General features: G+C 72.4%; 15 protein-coding genes. 11 read left to right on the forward strand and 4 right to left on the reverse strand.

What is annotated here, in order from left to right:
- The first annotated feature begins 160 nt into the window (after window positions 1-160).
- Genes V1633_RS03690 through purE form a run of 3 tightly spaced genes read left to right on the forward strand, consistent with a single transcriptional unit; the run spans window position 161 to window position 3856 of the window.
- Window positions 161-2161 carry a thioredoxin domain-containing protein gene (locus tag V1633_RS03690; protein WP_331212715.1) on the forward strand — a complete coding sequence of 667 codons (2001 nt, stop codon included), beginning with the start codon at window positions 161-163 and terminating at the stop codon, window positions 2159-2161.
- Between the two features lie 13 nt (window positions 2162-2174).
- Window positions 2175-3350 carry a 5-(carboxyamino)imidazole ribonucleotide synthase gene (locus tag V1633_RS03695; protein WP_331212716.1) on the forward strand — a complete coding sequence of 392 codons (1176 nt, stop codon included), beginning with the start codon at window positions 2175-2177 and terminating at the stop codon, window positions 3348-3350.
- Complete coding sequence (gene purE / locus V1633_RS03700; protein WP_331212717.1) at window positions 3347-3856, forward strand: 5-(carboxyamino)imidazole ribonucleotide mutase; 510 nt, start codon at window positions 3347-3349, stop codon at window positions 3854-3856. Before V1633_RS03695 ends, purE begins: the two co-directional genes overlap by 4 nt.
- A 124-nt stretch (window positions 3857-3980) precedes the next feature.
- On the opposite strand, the gene V1633_RS03705 is transcribed toward purE, so the two are convergent.
- Complete coding sequence (locus V1633_RS03705) at window positions 3981-9104, reverse strand: zinc ribbon domain-containing protein (protein WP_331212718.1); 5124 nt, start codon at window positions 9102-9104, stop codon at window positions 3981-3983.
- 243 nt (window positions 9105-9347) lie between these two features.
- Window positions 9348-10775 (reverse strand): UDP-glucose dehydrogenase family protein, encoded by a 1428-nt coding sequence (locus V1633_RS03710; RefSeq protein WP_331212719.1) that lies wholly within the window; start codon window positions 10773-10775, stop codon window positions 9348-9350.
- 530 nt (window positions 10776-11305) lie between these two features.
- Between V1633_RS03710 and V1633_RS03715 the strand changes: the two genes are divergently transcribed.
- Window positions 11306-14176 (forward strand): M14 family zinc carboxypeptidase, encoded by a 2871-nt coding sequence (locus tag V1633_RS03715; protein WP_331212720.1) that lies wholly within the window; start codon window positions 11306-11308, stop codon window positions 14174-14176.
- Between the two features lie 66 nt (window positions 14177-14242).
- Here the strand turns inward: V1633_RS03715 and V1633_RS03720 are convergent, their stop codons facing one another.
- Window positions 14243-14986, reverse strand: coding sequence for an SDR family NAD(P)-dependent oxidoreductase (locus V1633_RS03720; RefSeq protein ID WP_331213131.1), 744 nt, complete (start codon window positions 14984-14986; stop codon window positions 14243-14245).
- Window positions 14987-15194: 208 nt separating this feature from the next.
- Between V1633_RS03720 and V1633_RS03725 the strand changes: the two genes are divergently transcribed.
- From V1633_RS03725 to V1633_RS03750, 6 genes are all read left to right on the forward strand, one after another.
- Entirely contained in the window at window positions 15195-15749 is a 555-nt protein-coding gene (locus V1633_RS03725) for a SigE family RNA polymerase sigma factor (RefSeq protein WP_331212721.1), read from the forward strand.
- A complete protein-coding gene (locus V1633_RS03730; protein ID WP_331212722.1) occupies window positions 15746-17173 on the forward strand; it encodes a hypothetical protein in 1428 nt (475 codons plus the stop codon). The genes V1633_RS03725 and V1633_RS03730 overlap by 4 nt, the downstream gene beginning before the upstream one ends.
- A 94-nt stretch (window positions 17174-17267) precedes the next feature.
- Window positions 17268-17777, forward strand: coding sequence for a hypothetical protein (locus V1633_RS03735; RefSeq protein ID WP_331212723.1), 510 nt, complete (start codon window positions 17268-17270; stop codon window positions 17775-17777).
- A 136-nt stretch (window positions 17778-17913) separates the two neighbouring features.
- A complete protein-coding gene (locus V1633_RS03740; RefSeq protein ID WP_331212724.1) occupies window positions 17914-19080 on the forward strand; it encodes an acyl-CoA dehydrogenase family protein in 1167 nt (388 codons plus the stop codon).
- A gap of 620 nt (window positions 19081-19700) precedes the next feature.
- The gene (locus V1633_RS03745; RefSeq protein WP_331212725.1) at window positions 19701-20066 is read left to right on the forward strand and encodes a hypothetical protein; all 366 of its coding nucleotides are present in this window, start codon (window positions 19701-19703) and stop codon (window positions 20064-20066) included.
- 791 nt (window positions 20067-20857) lie between these two features.
- Window positions 20858-22033: an FG-GAP repeat domain-containing protein gene (locus tag V1633_RS03750; protein ID WP_331212726.1), complete on the forward strand. Its 1176-nt coding sequence runs from the start codon at window positions 20858-20860 to the stop codon at window positions 22031-22033.
- A gap of 71 nt (window positions 22034-22104) precedes the next feature.
- Here the strand turns inward: V1633_RS03750 and V1633_RS03755 are convergent, their stop codons facing one another.
- A complete protein-coding gene (locus V1633_RS03755) occupies window positions 22105-22818 on the reverse strand; it encodes an SDR family oxidoreductase (RefSeq protein ID WP_331212727.1) in 714 nt (237 codons plus the stop codon).
- Between the two features lie 199 nt (window positions 22819-23017).
- Between V1633_RS03755 and V1633_RS03760 the strand changes: the two genes are divergently transcribed.
- Window positions 23018-23614 (forward strand): TetR/AcrR family transcriptional regulator, encoded by a 597-nt coding sequence (locus V1633_RS03760; RefSeq protein WP_331212728.1) that lies wholly within the window; start codon window positions 23018-23020, stop codon window positions 23612-23614.
- The last annotated feature ends 87 nt before the right edge of the window (window positions 23615-23701 follow it).

Consider the following 23701-nt stretch of genomic DNA (forward strand, 5'->3'; position numbering starts at 1 on the left):
CGGACCGGCGGACCGGCGGACGGATCCGCCGGCAGACCGGGGACCTGACGGACCCACAGACCGGTGGACCGGCAGGCCGACGGCAGTCGGGGCATCCCGGTCCGGTGCGGCGGCGTCGGTACGAAGAGCGGCCTCCGTCCCGAGCGGTTATGGTCATCGGGTGACTCGACTGGCCGACGCGACCAGCCCGTACCTGCTCCAGCACAAGGACAATCCGGTCGACTGGTGGCCCTGGTCCCCCGAGGCGTTCGCCGAGGCGGCGCGGCGGGACGTACCGGTGCTGATCTCGGTCGGATACGCCGCCTGCCACTGGTGCCACGTGATGGCGCACGAGTCGTTCGAGGACGAGGCGGTCGCCCGGCTGCTCAACGACAACTTCGTGTCGATCAAGGTGGACCGGGAGGAACGGCCGGACGTCGACGCCGTCTACATGACCGCCACCCAGGCGATGACCGGCCAGGGCGGCTGGCCGATGACGGTCTTCGCCGCCCCGGACGGCACCCCGTTCTTCTGCGGCACGTACTTCCCGAAGGCCCACTTCGTCCAGCTGCTCCAGTCGGTCACCACGGCCTGGACCGAGCGGCGGGCGGACGTACTGGGTCAGGGTGCCGCCGTGGTGGAGGCGATCGGCGGAGCCCAGGCGATCGGCGGGTCGAGCAGCCCGCTCACCGCCGACCTGCTCGACGCCGCCGCCGACCAGCTCGCCCGGGAGTACGACGAGACGAACGGCGGCTTCGGCGGCGCGCCCAAGTTCCCGCCGCAGATGAATCTGCTCTTCCTGCTCCGCCACCACCAGCGCACCGGCTCCGCCCGGGACCTGGAGATCGTCCGGCACACCTGCGAGGCGATGGCCCGGGGCGGCATTTACGACCAGCTCGCCGGCGGCTTCGCCCGCTACTCCGTGGACGGGCACTGGACGGTGCCGCACTTCGAGAAGATGCTCTACGACAACGCGCAGCTGCTGCGGGTCTACACCCAGCTCTGGCGGCTGACCGGGGACGAACTGGCCGGCCGGGTCGCCGCCGAGACGGCCGCGTTCCTCCTCGACGACCTGGGCACGCCGGCCGGCGGGCTCGCCTCGGCGCTGGACGCGGACACCGAGGGGGTGGAGGGCGCCACCTACGCCTGGACCCCGGGGCAGCTCGTCGACGCGCTCGGCCCCGACGACGGTGCCTGGGCCGCCGACCTCTTCGGCGTCACCGAGGCCGGCAGTTTCGAGCACGGCACCAGCGTGCTGCGGCTGGCCCGGGACATCGACGACGCCGACCAGGAGCTGCGGGAGCGGTGGCGGCGGGTACGGGCCCGGCTGCGTGCCGCCCGGGACCGGCGTCCCCAGCCGGCCCGGGACGACAAGATCGTCGCCGCCTGGAACGGCCTCGCGGTCACCGCCCTGGTCGAGTACGCCACCCTCACCGCCGACCCGGTCGCCACCGCCGCGGCGGTCGGCATCGCCGAGGTGCTGGCCGACCGGCACATCGTCGACGGGCGGCTGCGCCGGGTCTCCCGGGACGGCCAGGTCGGCGAGCCGTCCGGGGTGCTGGAGGACCACGGTGCGGTGGCCGAGGCGTTCTGCGCCGTACACCAGTTGACCGGGCAGGGCCGCTGGCTGCAGCTCGCCGGTGAGCTGCTGGACACCGCGCTGGCCCGGTTCGGTACCGGGCAGGGCGGCTTCTACGACACCGCCGACGACGCCGAACAGCTGATCAGCCGGCCGGCCGACCCGACCGACAACGCCACCCCGTCCGGGCTGTCGGCGTTGTGCGCGGCGCTGGTGACGTACACCGCACTGACCGGCCGGTCCCGCTACCGGGAGGCCGCCGAGACCGCCCTGGGCACACTCGCCCCGATCATCGCCCGGCACGCCCGGTTCACCGGCTACGCGGCGGCGGCGGGGGAGGCGCTGCTCTCCGGGCCGTACGAGATCGCGGTGGTCACCGACGCGCCGGCCGGGGATCCGCTGCTCGCGGTCGCCCACCGGCACGCCCCGCCCGGGGCGGTGGTGGTCGCCGGCCGGCCCGACCAGCCCGGGGTGCCGCTGCTCGCGGACCGGCCGCTGCGGGACGGACAGTCCACCGCGTACGTCTGCCGGGGCTTCGTCTGCGACCGCCCGGTGACCGACCCCGAAGACCTGCTGTCGCAGCTCCGGCCGGTCAGCGGCTAGGCTTGCGCGCGCTATGGATTCCCGCACGGGTCTGCCCGTTGTCGGCATGGTGGGTGGAGGCCAGCTGGCCCGGATGACCCACCAGGCCGCGATCGCTCTCGGCCAGTCGGTCCGTGTCCTCGCGCTCAGCCCCGAGGACGGTGCCGCGCTGGTCGCCGCCGACGTCCGGATCGGCCAGCACACCGACCTCACCGCGCTGCGGGACTTCGCCGACGGCTGTGACGTGGTCACCTTCGACCACGAGCACGTGCCGACCGAGCACGTCCGGGCACTCGCCGAGGCCGGGGTGACGGTCTACCCACCGGCCGACGCGCTGCTGCACGCCCAGGACAAGCGGGTGATGCGGGAGCGGCTGGCCGAGCTGGGCGCTCCGGTGCCACGGTGGCGTCCGGTGACGGAACCGGACGACCTGGTCGATTTCGGCAACGAGATCGGCTGGCCGGTCATTCTGAAGGCGGCCCGGGGCGGCTACGACGGCCGGGGCGTCTGGGTCGTCACCGACCCGGCCGAGGCGACCGAGCTGGTCGGTACCCTGCGCGCCGCCGGTACGCCGTTGATCGCCGAGGAGCGGGTCGCCCTGCGCCGGGAGCTGGCCGTGCAGGTGGCCCGGTCGCCGTTCGGGCAGGTGGCCGCGTACCCGGTGGTGGAGACGGTGCAGCGGGACGGGATCTGTGTCGAGGTGCTCGCCCCCGCGCCCCGGCTCGCCGAGGAGGTCGCGGTCCGGGCCCAGCAGCTCGGCATCGACCTGGCCACCTCGCTCGGCGTGGTCGGTCTGCTCGCGGTCGAGCTGTTCGAGGTGACCGGCGCGGACGGCGAGCCGGCCCTGGTCGTCAACGAGCTGGCGATGCGCCCGCACAACTCCGGGCACTGGACCATCGAGGGGGCCCGGACCTCCCAGTTCGAGCAGCACCTGCGGGCGGTCCTGGACTACCCGATGGGCGACACCGCGCTGACCGCCCCGGTGGTGGTGATGGCGAACGTGCTCGGCGGCCCGGACGGCGGCATGTCCATCGACGAGCGGCTGCACCACCTGTTCGCCGAGGACCCCGGCGTCAAGGTCCACCTCTACGGCAAGCAGACCCGGCCCGGCCGGAAGATCGGGCACGTCACGGTGCTCGGTGACGACCTGGAGAAGGTACGCGAGCGGGCCGCCCGGGCGGCCTGGTGGCTGCGGGAGGGACACGCGTGAGTGGCGTCGGCGGGGCGGCGCCCCGGGTCGGTGTGATCATGGGCAGCGACTCGGACTGGCCGACCATGGGCAAGGCCGCCGAGGCGCTCGACGAGTTCGGCGTCGGCTACGAGGTGCGGGTCGTCTCGGCGCACCGTACCCCGGTCAAGATGATCGAGTACGGTCAGACGGCCGCCGACCGGGGCATCCAGGTGATCATCGCCGGTGCCGGTGGCGCCGCCGCCCTGCCCGGCATGGTCGCCTCGGTCACCCCGCTGCCGGTGGTCGGCGTACCCGTGCCGCTGAAGCACCTGGACGGGATGGACTCGCTGCTCTCCATCGTGCAGATGCCGGCCGGCATCCCGGTCGCCACGGTCTCGATCGGCAACGGCCGCAACGCCGGCCTGCTCGCCGTCCGGATCCTCGCCGCCACCGACGTCGCACTGCGCGACCGGATGTCGGCGTACCAGGCGCAGCTGGAGAAGCTCGTCGCGGAGAAGGAAGCCGCGCTGCACGCCACGCTGTAAGGAAGGGCCCCCTGTTATCGCTTTCCGTTGTACAGGGGCCCCTTTCTAACACTTCCCGTCGGGGTCAGCTGGTCGGCGCCCGCGCCCGGCCCCTCCGGACTCCGCCGGAGCGGACCGTCGCGGGTCAACGCATGGTACGGACGGCCCGGAGCCGGTCCTGGGTACGACGCCGGTTCTCGTTGCTCGCCCCGAACGCCAACAGCAGCAGGCCGACCGGGATCAGCACCAGCCACGGCCCGAAGCTGAACAGCGCGCGCAGGGCGGCGAGCGCGGTCACCAACGCCCCGATGATCACCGGCGCCTGCTGCTGCCGGTACGAGCCGAAGATCAGCGTCGCCACCCCGCCGAACAGCAGCAGTACCTGACGCAGTGGACTGTCGTCACCGGCCATCAGGATCACCAGGGTGGGCAGGAACGCCGCCACCAGCGCCGGCCCGTACGCGTACCAGCTGCTCAGGTCGGCGCGGTGCCGCAGTTCCAGCAGTCCGACCAGCAGCGCCAGCAGTGCGAAGGGCAGGGTGTACGCCTCCGGCAGGGCGACGTCGGCCAGCGCCATCAGCAGCCACCAGGCGACGATCTCGCAGCCCACCGCCGACCAGAACAGGGTGCGACGTTCGGCCGTACGCCGGTAGGGCCGGGTCGCGGCCATCCCGAGCACCGCGCCCCAGGCGGCCAGCAGCGCGGCGATGTGCCGGGGCGAGTCGTACGCCAGCGCGGCCGCGATGAGCGCGGCCGCGTGGCCGCTCCACTCCACCGTGGCCGCCTCGCGGGTCGCCTCGGGACGACGCAGCCGGGGCAGTGTCGACGAGGCCAGCACCAGGACCGCGCCGACGGCGAGCACCCCGAACGCGGACCACTCGGGGGCGAGCCCGAGGACCAGTCCGAGGGTGAAGACGAAGGTCTGCGCCATCACCGAGGCGAAGAGCCAGCCGAGGATGCGGGCGTACTGGGTCCGGCCGCCGAGCGCGCCGACCGCGCCGACCGCGACCGCGGCGCCCAGGGTGAAGAGGGTGAGTTCTCGGGTGGCCAGGGCCCCGGCCAGCCCGGCGCCGCCGGCGGCGAGCCCGATGACGAACACCAGCACCCGGGTGAGTCGCAGCGACCGGGCCCGTTCGGCGTCCGGTGGCGGCGGGGTCAGGGCGAGTCCGAGCATCGCGAGGGTGAAGACGGCGAGCGCGGCCATGGTGCTGTGCGGCCAGCCCATGCCGAGCGAGATCGGGGCGATCAGCAGGGTGATCGCGGCGCCGGGCAGCACCACCGGTACGGCCCGGGACGGCCGTCCGCCGCTGAACCCGGTGGCGGCCAACCCGGCCGAGATGGTCAACAGCAGCGCGGCCAGTACGTTCCCGTCGTTGCCCGCCCCGGCCTGCGGCCCGGCGAGGCCCGGCGGCGGACCACCCCAGATGTCCCGCAGGGTCTGGTACGGCTCGATCAGCGCCGCCACCAGCGCCGGGGCGAGTGCCGCCACCGCGAGTACGGTCGGCAGTACCGCGGCGGCCATCGCCCCGACGGCCGGACTGACCGACCAGCGGCCGGCCGGGTGCGGCTCGGGCAGTCGACGCAGCGCCCCGCCGAGCATCACCGACCAGCGCCGGATCGGTTCCCGCAGCGGGGTCGGGGCCGGGGTGACCGCCCGGACGAGTTCGACGAGGACACCGAGCAGGACGGCCGCGGCGGCGTAGACGCCCCAGTGCAGCTGGGTGAGGAGCGCCGCGAGTGCTGCCGAGGTGGCGCCGCCGACGATGCCCACGGTGGCGTACGGCAGGTACTGCGGCACCTGTTCGCGGACCAGTGCCACCACGGCCACGCCGAGACTCGCCCCGCCGAGGGTGGCCAGCACCACCACCTCGGCCGGCCGTTCGAGGGCGGCGCAGAACGAGGCCAGCGCCCCGGGGAGGGCGAGCAGCGCGCCGCCGGCGGCGAAGCCGGCGATCTGGGCGATCTGCGGCGGCATGGTCAACGGCCCGGTGTCGTCGGCCGGGCCGGCGAGTCCGCCGACCAGCCGGGCCAGGGTGGCGACGACCACGCCGATCAGCACGATCATCCCGAGCGCGGCCGCCGTGGTCCACGGCCGGACCAGGCTCGCACCCACGGCGTGCAACGCGACCACCCCGGCGACCGTCGCCCGGGCCAGCCCGGCCCGGGGGTCGGCGGCGACGACGGCGCTGACCCCGTAGATGGTGGCGACCGCCCCGCCGACGATGATCGGGGACCACCACGGCAGGCCGAGGGCGGCCGGGGTGCCGATGGTGGCGAGTCCGACACAGGCGGCGGCGACGTCGTACGCCCAGGGGCGCGGCAGCGCGATCGCGGCGGCCCCGGCGAGCAGTACCAGGGCGACCGGGGCCTGCCAGCCGGTGCCGGTGCCGTCCACCGGCCAGTCGGCGAGGTCGGCGGCCCAGAGCCGGCCGGGCGTGGCCAGTGCCTGCAGGCCACCGGCGAGCGCCGTCCAGCCGGCGATCAGCGCGATCACCCCGCCGCAGAACGCCATGCCGAGGATCGGTCCGCGCCGCCACTGCGCCGGCATGGCCCGGATGCCGGCGGCCACCACCAGGATGACGAACGCGGCGGCGGCCAGTTCGGCGCCGTCGCCGAGGATGCCGGCGATCCGGGCCAGGGTGCCGACCAGCGCGGCGGTGGCCGCGGCGGCGGCGATGTCGGAGCCGTCGAGCAGGCGGTCGGCCCGCCGGCCGGCGTCGATCGACGGGGCGAGCACCAGCAGCGCCGCGCTGACCAGGAGCAGGCCGCCGACCCAGGCGTCCGGCAGGGTCGCACCGGGGGCACCGAAGGCCGCCGCGGTGACCCCGAGCGCGCCCAGACCGGTGCCGATGGCGAGCGGCACGCTGATCCGTCGCTGCGCCACCTGGGTGACCGCCGCGTAGCAGAGCACCGCGCAGACGGCCAGGAAGCTGGCGGCGAGCACCGGCTCGGTGGCGTGGCGGACCGAGAGCGGGGTCGGGGTCGGGTCCATCGGCACCGTCGCCGCGACGAACGCCGCCACCGCGCCCGGGAAGGCGAACGCGGCGCCACCGGCGGCCCAGTCGCCGACCAGACCGGCGGCCCGGCCGAGCTGTGCGGTGCGGAAGGTGGGTGCGACCGCGACCAGCGTCCCGGCGAGGGCCAGCGCGGACAGTACGGCGGCGGTGAGGCCGGGCCGGGTCACCGACATGGCCGCGCCGGCGAGCCCGACCAGGGCGGCGGCGCCGGCGTGTACGGCGGCGGCCCGTCGGGTCTGCGCGGTCAGTCCGGCCGCTCCGATGCCGATCGCGACCAGCACCGGCGGCCACGGGGCGGCCACCCAGTTCAGCCCGTACGAGGCCGGTGCGGCCAGGGCGGTCAGCGCGGCGCCGACCACCGCGAACTCGCGTCGTACCTCGGCCGGGGAGGCGAGTACGGCGGCGATGGTGAGCAGGAACGCGGTGGTGGCGAGCTGCCAGGTCGTCGCGGTGACCCCGGCGGCCAGTTCGGCCGGGTACGCGTTGAGGTCGGCGGCCCAGACCGGCAGTGCGGCCCGGATCGGGGCGAGTGCCGCCCGCAGCGCGCCACCGGCCACCACGATGCCGATCACCACCAGGGCGGCGGCCGAGGCGAGTTGCGGTCCACGTCGGGCCGCCTCCGGTACCAGCCGTACGCCGACGCCGGTCGCCACGATGACGGCGGCGATCACGACGAGTGCCTGGCCGGGCAGGGCGACGGCGGCGACCCGGCCGGCGGCACCGATCACCGCCAGCGTCAGCACGGCGGCCCCGACGGCCGGCAGTGGTGGCCGACGCAGGGTCAGCGTGCCGGCCAGTACGGCGGTGGCGGCGAGCAGCAGCGCCACGGCGGCCCGGGTGGCGGCCGGTACGGTGTCCGCGGTCAGCAGGGCGCTGGTGGCGAAGGTGATGGCCACCGCGAGAGCGACGCCGTGCAGGGTCCAGGCCAGTTCGCGGACCCAGGGGGTGGTACGGGCGCGTCCGTTCGGGCCGGCGCCCCGACCGCCGGACGCGTCGGCGCTCAGGCCCGGACCGAGTACGGCGTCGGCCTCCTCCGGGAACGTCTCGGGCCGGTCCGGGCTCCGGTGCGGTCCGACCCGGTCCCGGACCCGGACGCGTTCGGCGGCACCGACCCGCCCGTCGTCGTCCTCGTCGTCGTCCTCGTCCTCGTCGGCCAGGTCGGGATCGGCGGTGCGCCGGTCGGTCGGGTCGACGTTGGCCGGACGCCGTGCCGGCAGGTCCGCTGGATCGAAGTTGCCGGTCGGCCGGAGCAGGTCGGTCGACCGGCCCCCGCCGAACGGGAGACGGGCGCTCCCGGTCAGCCGTCCGTCCTCGGTGAAGAGTTGGCTGAGATAGAGGTTGCCGAGGGCGACCGCGGTCAGCACCACGGCCCAGCCGGTGGGGCCGGCGACCCAGTCGTAGGCGGCCAGCGGCAGGATCGGCTGGACGGCGAGCACCGCCGCGTACCGGGGGGCGGCGAGTTCGGTCGCCCGGGCGTACGCGGTGGCGACACCGGCGGTGAACAGGAAGGCCAGTCCGGCGAAGAGGGAACCGGGCAGGCCGCTCTCGCCGAACCGGTCGACGGTCCAGAGGGCGTACCCGACCAGGGGCACCAGCAGCAGGCCGACCGCCGCGATGGTCTCCGCGGTGGCGGTGAGGCCGCGTCCGGCGATCCGGGGCGGGGCGATCAGCATCAGCGCGGTCGCCAGCACCATGATCGCGACCCGGCTGAAGTCGTCGAGCGAGCTGATCGCCACGGCGGCGAAGGCCACCGCCGCCACGCCGAGCACCAGGGCACCGAGCCCGAGCAGGATGTTCTGCACCTCGCGGGTGCTGGCCTCGGGTCGGGCGCCCGGGCCCGGGTCCCAGGTCGGCTCCGCGCCGGGCGGCGGCGGTGGTGGCGGCGGGGGTACGGTCCGGTCGGTGCCGCTGGTCGGCTGCCGGGGCACCCGGGGTGGTGCGGATCCGGGGGCCGCGGTCGGTGGGCGGCGGTCCGCCCGTCGGCGCAGTACCCGGCGCGGCTTGGCGCTCTGTTTACGTCGTTGCTGGGCGGCGTGGGTGAGGATGTCGCGCTGGAAGAGGGCGGCCTGCATCTGGGAGGCGATCGTCTTCTGTTCCTTGGCGATCGCCGACTCGCGGATCTTCATCTCCGCGATGGACCGTTCGATCCGCGCCAGGTCCTCGGACCACTGCTCCTGGTCCGACCCGCACTGTGGACACTGTGGTGCCGCTTCGAACTCCCGGCCACACGAGGAGCACTGGTACGTACTCACGGCACCCCCTCCAGCCCCGGCCGAGGCCGCGTCCCGGACCTTCTCCGAAGCATGCCCAAGCCGGGCCGGCGTTGAACAGCCCCCGTTCGCGTGCGAATCCCGCCTGAGGAGATCCTAAGAGTCCGGCCGTGGACCACGCGGGGTCCACGGCCGGCAAGTCGGAGTCGAATTTATGTCCGTCGCCCTCCCGGGCGGCGGGGGTCGGCGGTCACCAGGATCGGTGGCCGCCGCTGTCGGCGGTCGCTACGGCCGGCCCATGCCCCGGTAGTCCCAGCCCGCCTGGGTCCACAGTGCCGAGTCGAGGCAGTTGCGCCCGTCCACCACGCGGCGGCCGGTGACCAGGTCGCCGAGGACGACCGGGTCGGCGTTGCGGAAGTCGGCCCACTCGGTCAGTACGCAGACCAGGTCGGCCCCGCGCACCGCGTCGTTCATGCTGGGCTCGTACGTCAGCTCGGGCCGCTCCCGTCGGGCGTTCTCCATGCCCTGCGGGTCGTACACGTGCACGTCGGCACCGGCCTTGTTCAGCGCGGCGGCGACGGCGAGCGAGGGGGCGTCCCGGACGTCGTCGGAGTTCGGCTTGAAGGTCGCGCCGAGCACGGCGATCCGGGTGCCGGAGAGGTCGGGGCCGGCCGGGCCGTAGCGGCGGCCGAGCAGTTCGGCGGCGAGCTGCAGCACCCGGCTGCGGCGGCGCAGGTTGATCAGGTCGACCTCGTGCAGGAAGCGCAGCGCCTCACCGGCGCCGAGTTCCTGGGCCCGGGCCTGGAACGCCCGGATGTCCTTGGGCAGGCAGCCGCCGCCGAAGCCGACGCCGGCCTGCAGGAACCGGTTGCCGATCCGGGGGTCGTAGCCGATGGCCCGGGCGAGCTGGGTGACGTCGCCGCCGGCCACCTCGCAGACCTCGGCCATCGCGTTGATGAACGAGATCTTGGTGGCCAGGAAGGCGTTCGCGGCCACCTTCACCAGCTCGGCGGTGGCGAAGTCGGTGACCACCAGCGGGACCTCCCGGTCCTCGGTGGCGGCCAGGTCGAAGACGCCCTTGTGGGCGGAGTAGAGCATGCCGTTGGCCCACTCGCTCTTGACCCCGACCACGATCCGGTTGGGCCGGAGCACGTCCTCGACCGCGAAGCCCTCCTGCAGGAACTCGGGGCTCCAGGCGACCTCGACGCCGAGGTCGGCCTCGGCGTGCTTGCCGACCAACTGCTCGATCCACTCGGCGGTGCCGACCGGCACGGTGGACTTGCCGACGATCAGCGCCTTGCGGGTGAGGTGCTGGGAGAGTCCGGTGACCGCCGCCTCGACGTACGACAGGTCGGCGCCCATGCCGTCGGCCCGCTGCGGGGTGCCGACGCAGATGAAGTGCACGTCGCCGAACTCGGCGGTCTCGGCGATGTCGGTGCTGAACCGCAGCCGGCCGGCGGCCAGGTTGCGCTTGAGCAGCTCGTCCAGACCGGGCTCGTGGAACGGGACGTCACCGCCGGCCAGCTTGGCGATCTTCTCGGCGTCGACGTCGAAGCCGATCACCTCGTAGCCGAGCTCGGCGAAACAGATCGCGTACGTCGCGCCCAGGTAGCCGGTGCCGAGGAAGGTCAGTCGCGGGCGGGAGGCGCCGGAGGGCGGGATCACCGCGGGGATCGCCGGCAGGGGTTGAGTGCTCGGGTACGGAATCGTCACGCCTGTGTTCTCCGCTCGCGCTTGGCGGCGCTACGTTGCGTCGCGGTCGGGAGGTCGGCGCCGCCAGGACAGCGCCGATGTCGGACATTGTGGGCCTTGTACACCTCTGTGTCGCGCCTGCTCGGTCGGCGAGTCGGCCGCCGGCGCGGGCGACGACAAGCGCTGAGCCTACGCGGCGGCCCCTCCCCGGTGCACGTACGGTCGGCATCTTCACAGCCGGGCGACCGGTCCGGAGGGTCGCCCCCCGGCCGCCGGGCCGAGGTGGTCATCCGCCGGCTCACCGACCATCTACTGCCCGTTTGCTGCCTGACTGTCACTTCGGGTCCGGATCTGTCGAGGCCCGTGCTGGCCTGGTGGTGACTGTGGGCTGGGTTCGTGGTGACTGCTCCGACGGCGTTTTGCCCGCTGGGCCGGTTTGTAACCAACCGGGGGCCGGTTGCCCGCTTTGGGATCTTGACCGGATGAAATCGCTGGTCATAGGCTCCGAGCCACTTTCACCCCCATTCCCCCAGAAGGGACCTGAACTTCAGATGACAGTTCCGAAGTTCTCCCCGACGATCCCTACAAATCCCCCGAAGTCGGTAGTGGGTCGACGGCTCGGCGGCGCGGCGGCCGCGCTGCTGGTCGCCCTGCCCCTGCTGCCGGCCACGCCCGCCGCGGCCCGGCCGGCCGAGCCGACCCCGGCCTCCGTCGGCACGTCCGGGCACGGCACCCCGGGGTGCAGCACCGACCCGAACGCCCGGCTGACCGGCGTACCGAGCCCGGAGGCGCACCTCGGCTTCCCGCTCGGCGTCGGCCAGGAACGGGTGGTCACCGACGACGAGATCCGCTCCTACCTCGGCGCCGTGGACGCCGCCTCGGACCGGGTGGTCACCGGCAACCTCGGCGACAGTGTGCTCGGCCAGTCGATGCCGTACGCGATCGTCTCGGACTCCCGGCACGTCCGCCCGGACAGCCTGCGCCGGATCGCCGAGGACATCCGCGACCTGCGCGACCCGCGTCGTACCTCGGCCCGGACGGCGGCCCGCACCGCCGCCGACAGCCCGGCGATCGTCTGGGTCACCGGCAACGTGCACGGCGGGGAGAAGAGCGGCGGCGACGCCGCCCTGAAGACCCTCTACGAGCTGGCCGCCGGCCTCTCCTGCGGGGTACGCGAGCGCAACGACAACCTGGTCACCATCATCGTGCCGACCCAGAACCCGGACGGCCGGGACGCCAGCCGCCGGCAGAACGAGTACGGCTTCGACCTCAACCGGGACTGGTTCGCCCGGACCCAGCCGGAGACCGACGCCAAGGTCGAGCTGCTCCGCCGCTACCCGGCACAGGTCTTCGTCGACGCCCACGAAATGGGCGGCGACCAGTACTTCTTCCCGCCGAACGCGGACCCGATCCACCACGAGATCCCCGGCGAGACGGTCGACTGGATCAACCGGATCGGCGCCGCCAACGCGGCCGGCTTCGGCTTCAACGGCGCCTGCACCGACACGGTGACCAGCGAGTGCTACTTCAACTACGACACCTACGACATGTTCTTCATGGGATACGGCGACACGGTGCCGACCACCGGCTTCGGCGCCGCCGGGATGACGTACGAGAAGGGCAGCGGGTCCGCCGTGCCGGACCGGGTGCAGCAGCAGTTCAACACCCAGTGGGCCACCCTCGGCTGGGCCGCCGCCAACAAGCGGGAGGTCCTCTCCGGGTACTACAACATCTGGAAGGACGCCCTCGCCGAGGGGCGGGCCGGCACGCTGGAGCCGAACGAGGTGGTCCAGCCGACCAACGAGGTCCAGTTCCCCGTCCCCGACGTCACGATCCGGTCGTACTTCCTGCTGCCGGACCGGCAGCTCGGCGACGTACGGCGGCTGGTCGAGCGGCTGCGCGGGATGGACGTCGAGGTGTACGAGCTGACGAAGCCGGTCAGGGTGCCGAACGCGAAGATCTTCGGCGGGCGCTCCGCGAAGAACCGCACCGTGCCGGCCGGGGCGTACTGGATCCCGATGGAGCAGCCGCAGAAGCACTGGATCCAGGCGATCCTGGGCGAGGACCCGTACGTGCCGTTCCCGTACTTCTACGACGTCTCGTCCTGGAGCAACCCGCTGCTGATGGGCGTCGAGACCATCTACACCGGTGACCGGCTCTCGCCGAAGGCGCAGCGGGTCCGGGACATCGAGGGCGGTCGCACCTCCGCCGCCCCGTGGTACGGCGCGTACGCGTACCCGCTGGACTCGGCGGCGGCGGCCGAGCTGACCTTCGCGCTGCTGAACCAGGGCGTCGCGCTGCGCCGCGACCAGCGCACCGGCGTGGTCACCCTGCCCGCGTCGGCACTCACCGGCGCCCGGGACCGGCTCGCCGAGTCACTCGGCGTCACCCTGACCGCCCGTCGGACCCCACCGGCCGGCACCTCGCTGGCCCTGCCCGACGTCGGCCTCTTCGCCGGCACCGGCATCTCCACCACGTCCGGCTCCCACGGCGAGGCCCGGTACGTCCTCGGCAACCGCTGGGGACTCGACCTGAAGCCGGTCACCACCGCCGACATCAACGACAACACCGCGGCCTTCACCGGCCGGACCGTGCTGCTGGTGCCGGACGGGAGCAACGCCACCGGTGGGCTCACCGCGACCGGCCAGGCGAACCTGCGGGCCTGGGTGTCGGCCGGTGGCACCTACCTGGGGCTGCGCAACCAGGGCACCCGGATGGCCCGCGCCGCCGGGCTGACCTCCACCGTGGAACTGCCGAAGCCGGCCGACTACCGGATGATCGGCTCGCACCTGCGGGTCGACGTGGACGACAGCAGCCCGGTCGGGCTGGGCCGGCCGGCCGAGGACTTCGAGTTCAACAACGGCGACTCGATCCTCAGCCCGTCCACGACCGGGACGAACGTGCTGACGTACCCGGCCGACGAACGGTTCTGGTTCAACGGCTACACGGTGCACGCGGACGCGCTCAAGGGCACCGTCGCCCTGGTCGACGAGCCGACCGGCGCGGGTCGGGCGGTGCTGTTCGCGTTCAACCCGCTGTTCCGGGCGTACAACGAGTCCGGCCTGCACCTGGTCGCCAACGCCCTGCTGACGCCGACGGGTACGACGGCGTCACCCGAGGCCCGGTCGACGGCTCCGGCCGTACCGCCGGCCCGGGCCGCCGCCGCGGCGGCACCCGCCCCGGAGAACCTGGGCGGCGAGTGGCGCCCGATCACCATCGAGGTCGCCGCCACCGAGCTGGACCGGGCCCGGTCCGTCGTCGGCCGGCACACCGGGGACGTCCGGGTGGCCACCGCCGCCGGTTCCGCGTACCTCACCATCCCCAACCCGGACGGTCTCAGCGCCGACGAACACCCGTTCCTGCGGGACCTCGTCCGGGAACTGCGCACGGCGGAGATCCCGCTCCGCTCCCTCACCGCATGACAGCGGTGTAAGGAAGGGCCCCTTCTTATCGCTTTCTGTATAGGAAGGGGCCCTTCCTTACACCCCTCAGATGGTGAAACCGCCGTCGACGTTGACCGTCGCGCCGGTGACGTAACGCCCGTCCGGGCTGGCCAGGAAGGCCACCACGGCGGCGATGTCGGCCGGCGCGGCGAAGTGGCCCAGCGCGGTGAAACCGTTGATGGTCTCCGCGTTCGGGCCGTCGGCCGGGTTCAGTTCGGTGTCGGTCGCACCGGGGTTCACCAGGTTGACCGTGATCGCCCGGCCGCCCAACTCCCGGCCGAGCGCCTTGGTCAGGCCGATCATCGCGGTCTTGCTCGTGGCGTACAGCGAGAAGCCGGGGAAGACCGCCCGCTCGGCCATGTTGCTGCCGATGTTGATGATCCGCCCGCCGGCCGACATGTGCCGGACGGCGGCCTGCGCGGCGACGAACGGCGCCCGGACGTTGACCGCCATGGTCTGCTCGAACTCCGCCAGACCGAGCTGCTCCAGCGGTCCGAGCAGGAACGCCCCGGCGTTGTTCACCAGGATGTCCAGCCGTCCCAGCTCACCGACGGTCCGGTCGACCGCGGCCACCACCGCCGCCGCGTCCGCGCTGTCCGCCGGGATCGCCAACGCCCGCCGTCCCAAGGCCTTGACCTGCTCCACCACGTCGTCGGCGCGCCGCTGGTCGCGCTGGAAGGTGAGGGCGACGTCGGCGCCCTCCCGGGCCAGGCGGAGCGCCACGGCCGCACCGATGCCGCGACCCCCACCGGTGACCAGGGCCACCCTGCCGTCGAGTCGGTTGTTCACTGTCTCGTGGTTCAACACACCGTTGTTCACGAAGAAGAGCCTGGTCGACGGCGGTCCGTACGTCTGGCGGCGATCGGACGCCGCGTTGGCTGGTCGGCCCCGCGACTCGAACAGAACCGTCGCCACTCAACCATTGGCGGACGGGTGGCGTCCTACCTCGCAGCCGTGGCGGCACGGCGGCAGGGCGGCAGGGCGACGTGGAGGTGGCGTGAGGACAGGCGGGGGAGCTGGCGCGGGGACCGGCGGGGAGGACGAACAGTTCCGGTCGTTCGTCCGACAGCAGTGGGGTCCGTTGCTCCGGACGGCGTACCTGCTGACCGGCGATCGGGGGAACGCCGAGGACCTGGTGCAGTCGGCGTTGGAGAAGACCCACCGGCGCTGGGGCCGGATCCGACGGCAGGACGCGCCCGAGGTCTACGTACGCCGGGTGATGGTCAACACCGCCACCTCCTGGTGGCGACGCCGCCGGCCGGTCGAGGTGCCGCTGTTGGCCTCGGACACCATGCCGGTCGCGGACGCGTACGCCCAGGTGGAGCAGCGGCAGCAGCTTGTCGCCGCGCTGCGGCAGCTGCCGCCGAGGACGCAGGCGATCCTGGTGCTCCGGTACTTCGAGGACCTGAGCGAGGCGGACACCGCCCGGGTCCTCGGCTGCTCGGTCGGCGCGGTGAAGAGCCAGGCGTCGCGGGGGCTCGCCCGGCTGCGGATCCAGTTCGAGAAGACCACCCCGCATCCACCGGCGCGACTTCGGAAGGAACCCGCATGAACAACGGAACGGTCGGCTCGACGCTCCGGGAGACCCTTGTGCACGCGACGGGAGAGATGGACGTACCGGAGGATCCGTGGCCGGGATTCGCCAGGCGGGAGCGACGGCACCGCCGGGCGCGCCGGGCTCGGATCCTCGTCGCCGCCGGGGTGGTGGCCACCCTCGTCGGGGTCCAGACGAACGTCGTCCCGCTGCCGGGCTGGGCGCCCGGCATCGCGATCGCCTCGGCGCCGCCGGCGCTGGCCGACGGCCCACCCCGGGGCTCGCTCGCCGGCGACCGGGCCTGGCTGGACGGGCTGCGCCGGCAGATCGGCACCGACGACCCGGGCGTGCTGAGCCACGGGCACAACGGTGTCTGGGAGATCGGCGGCCGGGAGCGGATCCGGCTGCTCTACGGCAGCGACGTGCCGGGACACCGGGTCGCGCTCGTGCTGGTCCCGCTCCGGTTCGGTCTGCTCACCAGGTGGAGCTACGTCTGGTACGCGGGCCCGGCCGGCGCCGAGGGGCGACAGATGCGGTACGCCGGGCACAGCGACGGCGGTGCCCCCCCGGTCGAGACGTTCATGCGGGTCGGCGAGGGCGGTTCCGGTGGGGTCGCGGTGGTGGTCGGTCCAGCCGACTCGACGGTGAGCGTCAGCGGGGAGCCCCGCTACACCGCGCAGGGCACGGTCGAGTTCGACCAGCTCGCCACCTCGGACGGCGGTGGGGTCGGGGTGGCCGCGTTGCCGCCCGGTCCGCTCCACTCGGAACCGGTGGTCCGGGTCGCGCGTGGCGAGGAGGTGCTCCACCAGGGGGGACTGGGTGGTGGGCCGTACGCGGATCCGCTGGGGCCCTCGGGAAAGGAGGTCGGGGCGCTGCTCGCCACCGCCGTACGGGATGCCCGGGGTCCGGTGCCCGACCGGACCCTGCTGACGACGTTCGTCGAGAACGCCTTCCTGGACAGTCGGCTGACGGCGACCGGGACGGCCGTACGGGTGCGCTGGGCGGGCACGGTGCACGGCCAGCCCGCCGTGCTGTTCACAATGCGGCCGGCCGGCGGCGGGGTGGTCGCGTACGCCATGCACGGCGGCGACGGGGTGTTCCGGACCGATCTGCGGTTGCTGCTGCCGGCCGAGGGTGCCGACCGGCGACCGGTGGGCTGGCGGCTGCGTACCGCCGACGGCCGCGGCCGGACCGACCAGGTGATGGTGGCGACCGCCCGGGGTACGGCCACCGCCTCGGTGACGGTCGACGGGGGAGCGCCGGTGCCGGTGGTACTGGACGGGTCGGGCGCCGGCACCACCACCGTGCCACCGGACCGGCCGGCGACGGTGACGGCGTACGCCGCCGACGGGACGGTGCTGGGCAGCACGCCGGTGCCGCCCTTCGAGGACACCATGTCGGGTCTGCCCGGTGACACCCCGGCCACCCGGGTCGTGCCGTGACGCCGCGGTGCCGGTGCGGGTCGTGTCGGGGGGTGCCGGCATGATGCTCGTCACTGGCGGCCCCTCGGCCTCCGGCCAACAGTGAGGAGCCATCGTGTCCGCTGCGGTTCCGGTCTCCGTCGTCTCCGACGGGCGCGCCGATTTCGACTTCATCTTCGGCAGGTGGTCGGTGCACAACCGCAAGCTCGTCGACGGTACCGATCCGGACTGCACCGAGTGGGTGGAGTTCGGCGCGGTCTCGCAGGTGGAGCCGGTGCTCGGCGGGCTCGGTCACGTCGACCGGATGTCCGCCGAGGCGCCGCCCGGCGGCGAGCCGTTCGAGGGTTTCACGCTCCGTCAGTTCGATCCCGAGGCTCGGGTGTGGCGGATCTGGTGGGCGTCGAGTCGGCGTCCGGGTCATCTCGACGCTCCGATGGAGGGCTCCTGGCGTGACGGGGTCGGCCAGTTCTTCTGCGACGAGATCCTGAACGGTCGTGCGGTGAGGGTCCGCTTCCAGTGGGTCAGCAACAGCCCGACCAGCGCGCGGTGGGAGCAGGCGTTCTCCTACGACGGTGGCGCCACCTGGCGGACCAACTGGATCATGGACTTCTCCCGGCTGGAGTAGTCGTGGCCAGGGGCGCCGGTCGGGGCGTCGCGCGGACGGAGGCGGGTGCCCGGGGGTGCCGGAGCCTGGTTACCGGCGAGTATCCTCGGGGAGCCGGCCGGGCTGCCGCCGGCGACGAGCGACGGGGAGGGCCGCGATGAGCAGTGCCGGGTCGGTGTTCGACGCGTACCAGGTGCCCGAGGAGCACGAGATGGTCCGGGCGGCGGTCCGGGAGGTCTGCGACGCGAAGGTCGCCCCGAACGCCGCCGAGGCGGACGAGACCAGCGAGTTCCCGAAGCAGTCGTACGAGGCACTGCGCGCCGCCGACTTCCACGCCCCGCACATCCCCGAGCAGTACGGCGGCGCCGGTGCCGACGCCCTCGCCACCGCGATCGTGATCGAGGAGGTGGCCCGGGCCTGTGCCGCGTCCAGCCTCATCCCGGCGGTGAACAAGCTCGGCACCATGCCGCTGCTGCTCGCCGCCTCCGAGGAACTGAAGCGCCGCTACCTGCCGCCGGTGGCCAGCGGGGAGGCGATGTTCTCGTACTGCCTCTCCGAGCCGGAGGCGGGCAGCGACGCGGTCTCGATGACCACCCGGGCGGTCGCGGACGGCGACCACTACGTGCTGAACGGCGTCAAGCGCTGGATCACCAACGCCGGGGTCTCCGAGTACTACACGGTCTTCGCGGTGACCGACGCGAGCGCCCGCGGCCGGGGCATCTCCGCCTTCGTGGTGGAGAAGTCCGACCCGGGGGTCAGTTTCGGCGCGCCGGAGAAGAAGCTCGGCATCAAGGGTTCACCGACCCGCGAGGTCTACTTCGACGACGTGCGAATCCCGGCGGACCGGATGATCGGCGCGCCCGGCACCGGGTTCGCGACCGCGATGCGGACCCTGGACCACACCCGGGTCACCATCGCCGCCCAGGCGGTCGGGATCGCGCAGGGCGCGCTCGACTACGCCATGGGGTACGTCAAGGAGCGCCGGCAGTTCGGCAAGCCGGTCGCCGACTTCCAGGGCATCCAGTTCATGCTCGCCGAGATGGGGATGAAGCTGGAGGCGGCCCGGCAGTTGACGTACGCGGCGGCCGGCAGGTCGGAGCGGGGCGACGCCGACCTGACCTACTTCGGCGCGGCGGCCAAGTGCTTCGCCTCGGACGCCGCCATGCAGATCACCACCGACGCGGTCCAACTGCTCGGCGGCTACGGCTACACCCGCGACTACCCTGTCGAGCGGATGATGCGGGATGCCAAGATCACCCAGATCTACGAGGGCACCAACCAGGTGCAGCGGATCGTCATGGCGCGGCAGCTTCTGAAGGGCTGATTGCGGCTGTTCTTGCAGCTCAGAGCGGGTGTGACCGAGTCGATCGACTCGGTCACATCTCGTATCCGGCCGGTCGCTCTGTGGGATATTTTCGGCCGTTGCGGCCCCTTTTCGGTTGGCGTTCTGGGGAAATCCTGGGGACTCCATCGGGATATTCGCCTGTACCGAGAGCTCGGTGGACCTGCCGGGCGGCGAGAGCGTCTCGAAATTCGGCCCCCCGAGAGATCGATCGATCTGGATCTAGGCCAGCTCGGGGGCGATTATTTGCTGTGATAGCTCGGGCTCCGGCGGCTCGAATGGGAGCCGTCGAGGTGACCGCGACGACAGCCTGAGTAAGACTCAGTTGAGAGTGCCCCGAGGTCATCCTCACACCCGTGTGGCCGTTCCGGATGCCGTGACCCGCTGGGCTGGGTAGCCAGAGGGTTCGTACCGCGGTCGCAATCGGCAGGAGCGGCTGCGTGTCCATGGGGCATCTGGTCCCCGCCGCCGAGATTGCCACCGCTGCTGTCACGGACGGCAATGCTGGTCGCCGCAGTGCAAGACGGTCTACATGCCGACAGCTGATTGTTTGGGTGAGAGCGGGTTCCCGCTCAGTGGTCGCGCTGTGACATCGTGCGGGCGTGAGCGAGACGGGGCAGACGGATCGGGTGACGGCCGTGGCGGAGAAGCTGGATCAGTGGCATGACTTCCGCAAGAGTGTCGCCCTCGTGTCGATGGTGCTGTTCTTCTTCTGCGTGGTCGGCTTGGGCTTCCTCGTCTACCAGTTGGCGATCGTCGGCGACGAGGGAACCTTCAGCGCCTGGTCGTTCTTCCGCTTCATGTCCGTCGCGATCCCCCTCGGCGTCGCTGCCGTGGCGGGCCTCGGTGTCTACCGCGCCTCCCGCAACGCCGACTCGAAGAGACGCGGTCGGATCATGGCCCTCGCATTGCTCGCGGCTGCGGCCCTGCTCGTCGTGACCGGCATCATCGGGGACCGCCTGTCGTGAGCTTCCTTGTCGAACCCAGTTCGTTGGAGCGCGCTGCTGCCCGCCTGAATGACGCCAGCCTCGACGCCCAGACCGCCCGCGCCTACATCCTCAAGCACACCGACATGCCGTGGCATGGTCAGGGCCTGCTCAACGAAGCATGGCCCGCGCATCAGCGGCTCGTCGACGAGATGAAGTCGGCGATTCGTGACCCCACGCACATCCCCTCGACCGGTCCTCGGCGGCCCGTCGCAGCTACGACCGAATCTGCCGCTGCGCGGATGCGACCGGTCGCGGCCACGAGGAGCGGACCAGCGCCCGGATCGTGTAGATCTCCCGGGTCACGGCTGAGAGTCTCCTTCGCTCCTCCTTCGACGCAGGCACATTGCTCGGGAAGCCTTGACGTCACATCGGACGGCGTTGGACGCTGTGGGTCGTTCCAGCGGGGCGAGTGTGCCGCAGAGTGACCAGAATTCTGGGCAGCGGACCTGGACGGGCTCTGGGGAAATCCTGGGGGGAACGCCGTCTGGGCGAGTTTTCCCAGCTCAGATGGGGTGTTCACGCAGATCTACGAGGGCACGAACCAGGTGCAGCGGATCGTCATGGCGAGGCAGTTGTTCAACTGCCTCGCCTAGGCCGTTTCCCCGCTCCGGGCCACGGCGGTGGCCGATTTTCGCTCCTTCGCACATCCGCCGCCGTCGCGACCGCACGTTCGGAAGGTCACGATCTCGTCAAGGGCCCACCGCGTGGTTTGGCGACCGCCGATCGGGGGCAGCCCCATCCACACTTTTCCGGGTGTCGATGGGGGAGACGTGGAACGTAACGGGGCTTTGCGTACGACGACACTGTTCGTGGCGGTGATGCTGGCAGCGGTCACGACCACGACAGCGGCGCCGGCACAGGCGGCCAGCACAATCGCTTTCCAGCCGGCGCGGTACATCGCCACCGGCCACAGCGGAACCGACAGTCTCGCGGTGGCCGACGTGACCGGCGACAGTCGACCTGACATCGTGGTCGGGGTCGGCGCCGCGCACAACGGCGAGACCAGCTCGCTGCTGGTCTACGCCCAGCAGCCCGATCGTACGTACGGTAGTCCCCGGCGGATCGTCGGCCATGGCGGCTACGGCGGCGAGGTGCGGGTCGCGGTCGGTGACATCGACGGCGACGGGCGTACCGACGCCGCGCTCTCCACCCCCGGCGGGATCGACGTGTTCTACCAGCGGTCCAATCAGCTGGCCGCACCGCTTCTGGTCGGCATCGGCGCCGAGGACGTGGCACTGACCGACATGACCGGCGACGGACGTCTGGACATCGTCGCGGCAGTCACCCACGGCACCGTGCTGATCTACCCGCAGAACGGATCCAGCACCTTCGGCGCCGCCACCACGGTATCCGGCCCGGCTGACTCCGGTGTTCCGAGGACCCAGGTGTTCACCGCCGACCTCAACGGGGACTCCCGCCCGGACGTCGCCCAGTTCTACGGCAAGGGAACCTGGGTACGCCTGCAGCAGGCCGGCGGAGCGTTCGGCCCGGCGACCACGCACCTCATCGCCCCGGACGCCGACGGGTACCGGTGGCCCAGCGGCGGTGCGGCGGTCGGCGACCTCACCGGGGACGGACGGTCGGACCTGATGATGACCGCCGAGGCCAACATCTCCCACAGTGCGGTGAACGTTTTCGCGCAGCGTGGCGGTGCGCTGGCCGTGACGCCCGTGACGTACCCGGCGTACGACTCGGCGATGGGCATGGCCGTCGGTGACCTGACCAGGGACGGGCGATCCGACCTGGTCGTGGCGCACTCAGGGTGGCAGGCGATCAGTGTCCGTGCACAGCAGGCCGACGCAAGCCTCGGCGCCTACCAACTCATCGAGGCCAACGGCATCGTGCCTGCGATCGACGGGGTGGCGATCGCCGACCTCAGTGGTGACGGCAAGCCCGACATCGTGAGTGTCGTCTATCAGGGCCTGGTGCTGTTGATTCAGAAGTGAGCCGGGCGCACCTGGGGTGTCCGGGTGTGGGCCGGACGGACGACCGTCCGTCCGGCCCGCACCAGATGGGGTCAGACGTTGTCGGCCAGGTGCGGGTAGAGCGTGGTGATGTCCTGGGCCAGCGCGCTCTTCACGATCCGGGTCCGCTCGTCGGCGAGCACCTCGTGCTGGCCCGCCTCGACACCGTCGATCGCTAGCCGGGCCACGTCTGCCGGGTCGGACCGGGGCGCGTCCGCCGGGGCCCACTCGGACGCCATGTCGGTGTCGACCCAGCCGACGTGCAGGCCGGTGACGCCCACCCCGAGCGGGTGCAGCTCCTGGCGCAGCGTGTTGGTCATCGACCAGATCGCCGCCTTCGACGCGGCGTACGCGCCGAAGGCCGCGTACCAGGACAGCACCGAGTGGATGTTGAGCAGGTGACCGCCGTTCGCGACCAGTCGGGGAGCGAGGGCCCGGGTCACGTGGAGCGGCCCGAAGAAGTTGATCTCGAACTCGTGGCGGACCTCTTCGAGGTCGCCCTTGAGGAAGTCCGCCCCGAGGGTGGCTCCGGCGTTGTTGATCAGGAGGTTGACGTCCTGGGCGTCGGCGGTGGCGGCGGCCACCGAGGCCGGGTCGGTGACCTCGAGTCGTACCGGAACGACCCGGGGGTGGCTGGCGATCGTCTTCGGGTCGCGCGCGGTGGCGTACACCTTGGCGGCGCCCCTTGCGAGCACCTCGGCGACGAGTGCCTGGCCGAGGCCGCGGCTGCCGCCGGTGACGAAGACGACAGAGTCCTGAATCTTCATGCCAATTCCTTGATCGTCGAAGGAGGTGAAGCGGTGGAAGTGTCCTGCGGTGGTCGTGGCCCGGCCACGCTGACCGCCCTCGGCTCACCTTTGGATGATATCCATAATCTAACTAGATTGACACGGTGGTTGCCAGTTAGATGTGGGGTGTAATCTAAATCTCGCCGCCCGGGTCACCGGCGGCGGAGGGAGAGTCGAGATGGGCAGGGCGTCACGAGCCGACGCGGCGAAGCACCGTGCCGAGGTGGTGGCCGCCACGTCGAAACTGCTTCGCGAGCGCGGCGCGGCGGGCATGACCGTGCAGGAACTCATGGCGGCCGCCGGGCTCACGCACGGAGGGTTCTACAAGCACTTCGGTTCGAAGGACGAACTCGTGGGCGTTGCCGCCAGCACCGCGTTCGAGGAGATCATGACCCTGCTGGTCGGGCTGGAAGAAGGATCGGACGACCCGTCGGCGGCCCGGACCACGCTGCTGCGGCAGTACCTCTCCATCGAGCACAGGGACTCCGCGGGCGTCGGTTGCGCAAATGCGGCACTCGCCGCCGACGCCGCTCGTTCGCCGGCGGACAGTCCGCTGCGCGCGTCGTACGAGGCTGGGTTGCGGGACACCCTGGCGCAGTTCACCAGATATGCGGAGACAGCGGACCGTACGCCGGAGGAGGCACGCCGCCGGGCGATCCTCGACTTCTCGACCATGGTCGGCGCGCTGACCCTCGCCCGCGCGACCAGCCAGACGCCGCTCTCCGACGAGATACTCCAGGTCGTCCGGCAGGCCATGACAGACGCGGCGGAGTAACGCGGACGGCCCGGACACCCTGCTGCGGCGTCCGGGCCGTCCGCCTGTCGTGCACGGCGTTGCCAACGGTCGTGGCGGTTCGTGAGG

It is taken from the genome of Plantactinospora sonchi (assembly GCF_036422035.1).
GTDB lineage: Bacteria > Actinomycetota > Actinomycetes > Mycobacteriales > Micromonosporaceae > Plantactinospora > Plantactinospora sonchi.

Excerpts from the sequence above, each read along its gene's own strand:
- V1633_RS03755 (WP_331212727.1), bottom strand. The coding sequence starts at position 22,818 with ATGAAGATTCAGGACTCTGTCGTCTTCGTCACCGGCGGCAGCCGCGGC.
- V1633_RS03760 (WP_331212728.1), top strand. The coding sequence starts at position 23,018 with ATGGGCAGGGCGTCACGAGCCGACGCGGCGAAGCACCGTGCCGAGGTG.
- V1633_RS03695 (WP_331212716.1), top strand. The coding sequence starts at position 2,175 with ATGGATTCCCGCACGGGTCTGCCCGTTGTCGGCATGGTGGGTGGAGGC.
- V1633_RS03715 (WP_331212720.1), top strand. The coding sequence starts at position 11,306 with ATGACAGTTCCGAAGTTCTCCCCGACGATCCCTACAAATCCCCCGAAG.
- V1633_RS03740 (WP_331212724.1), top strand. The coding sequence starts at position 17,914 with ATGAGCAGTGCCGGGTCGGTGTTCGACGCGTACCAGGTGCCCGAGGAG.
- V1633_RS03730 (WP_331212722.1), top strand. The coding sequence starts at position 15,746 with ATGAACAACGGAACGGTCGGCTCGACGCTCCGGGAGACCCTTGTGCAC.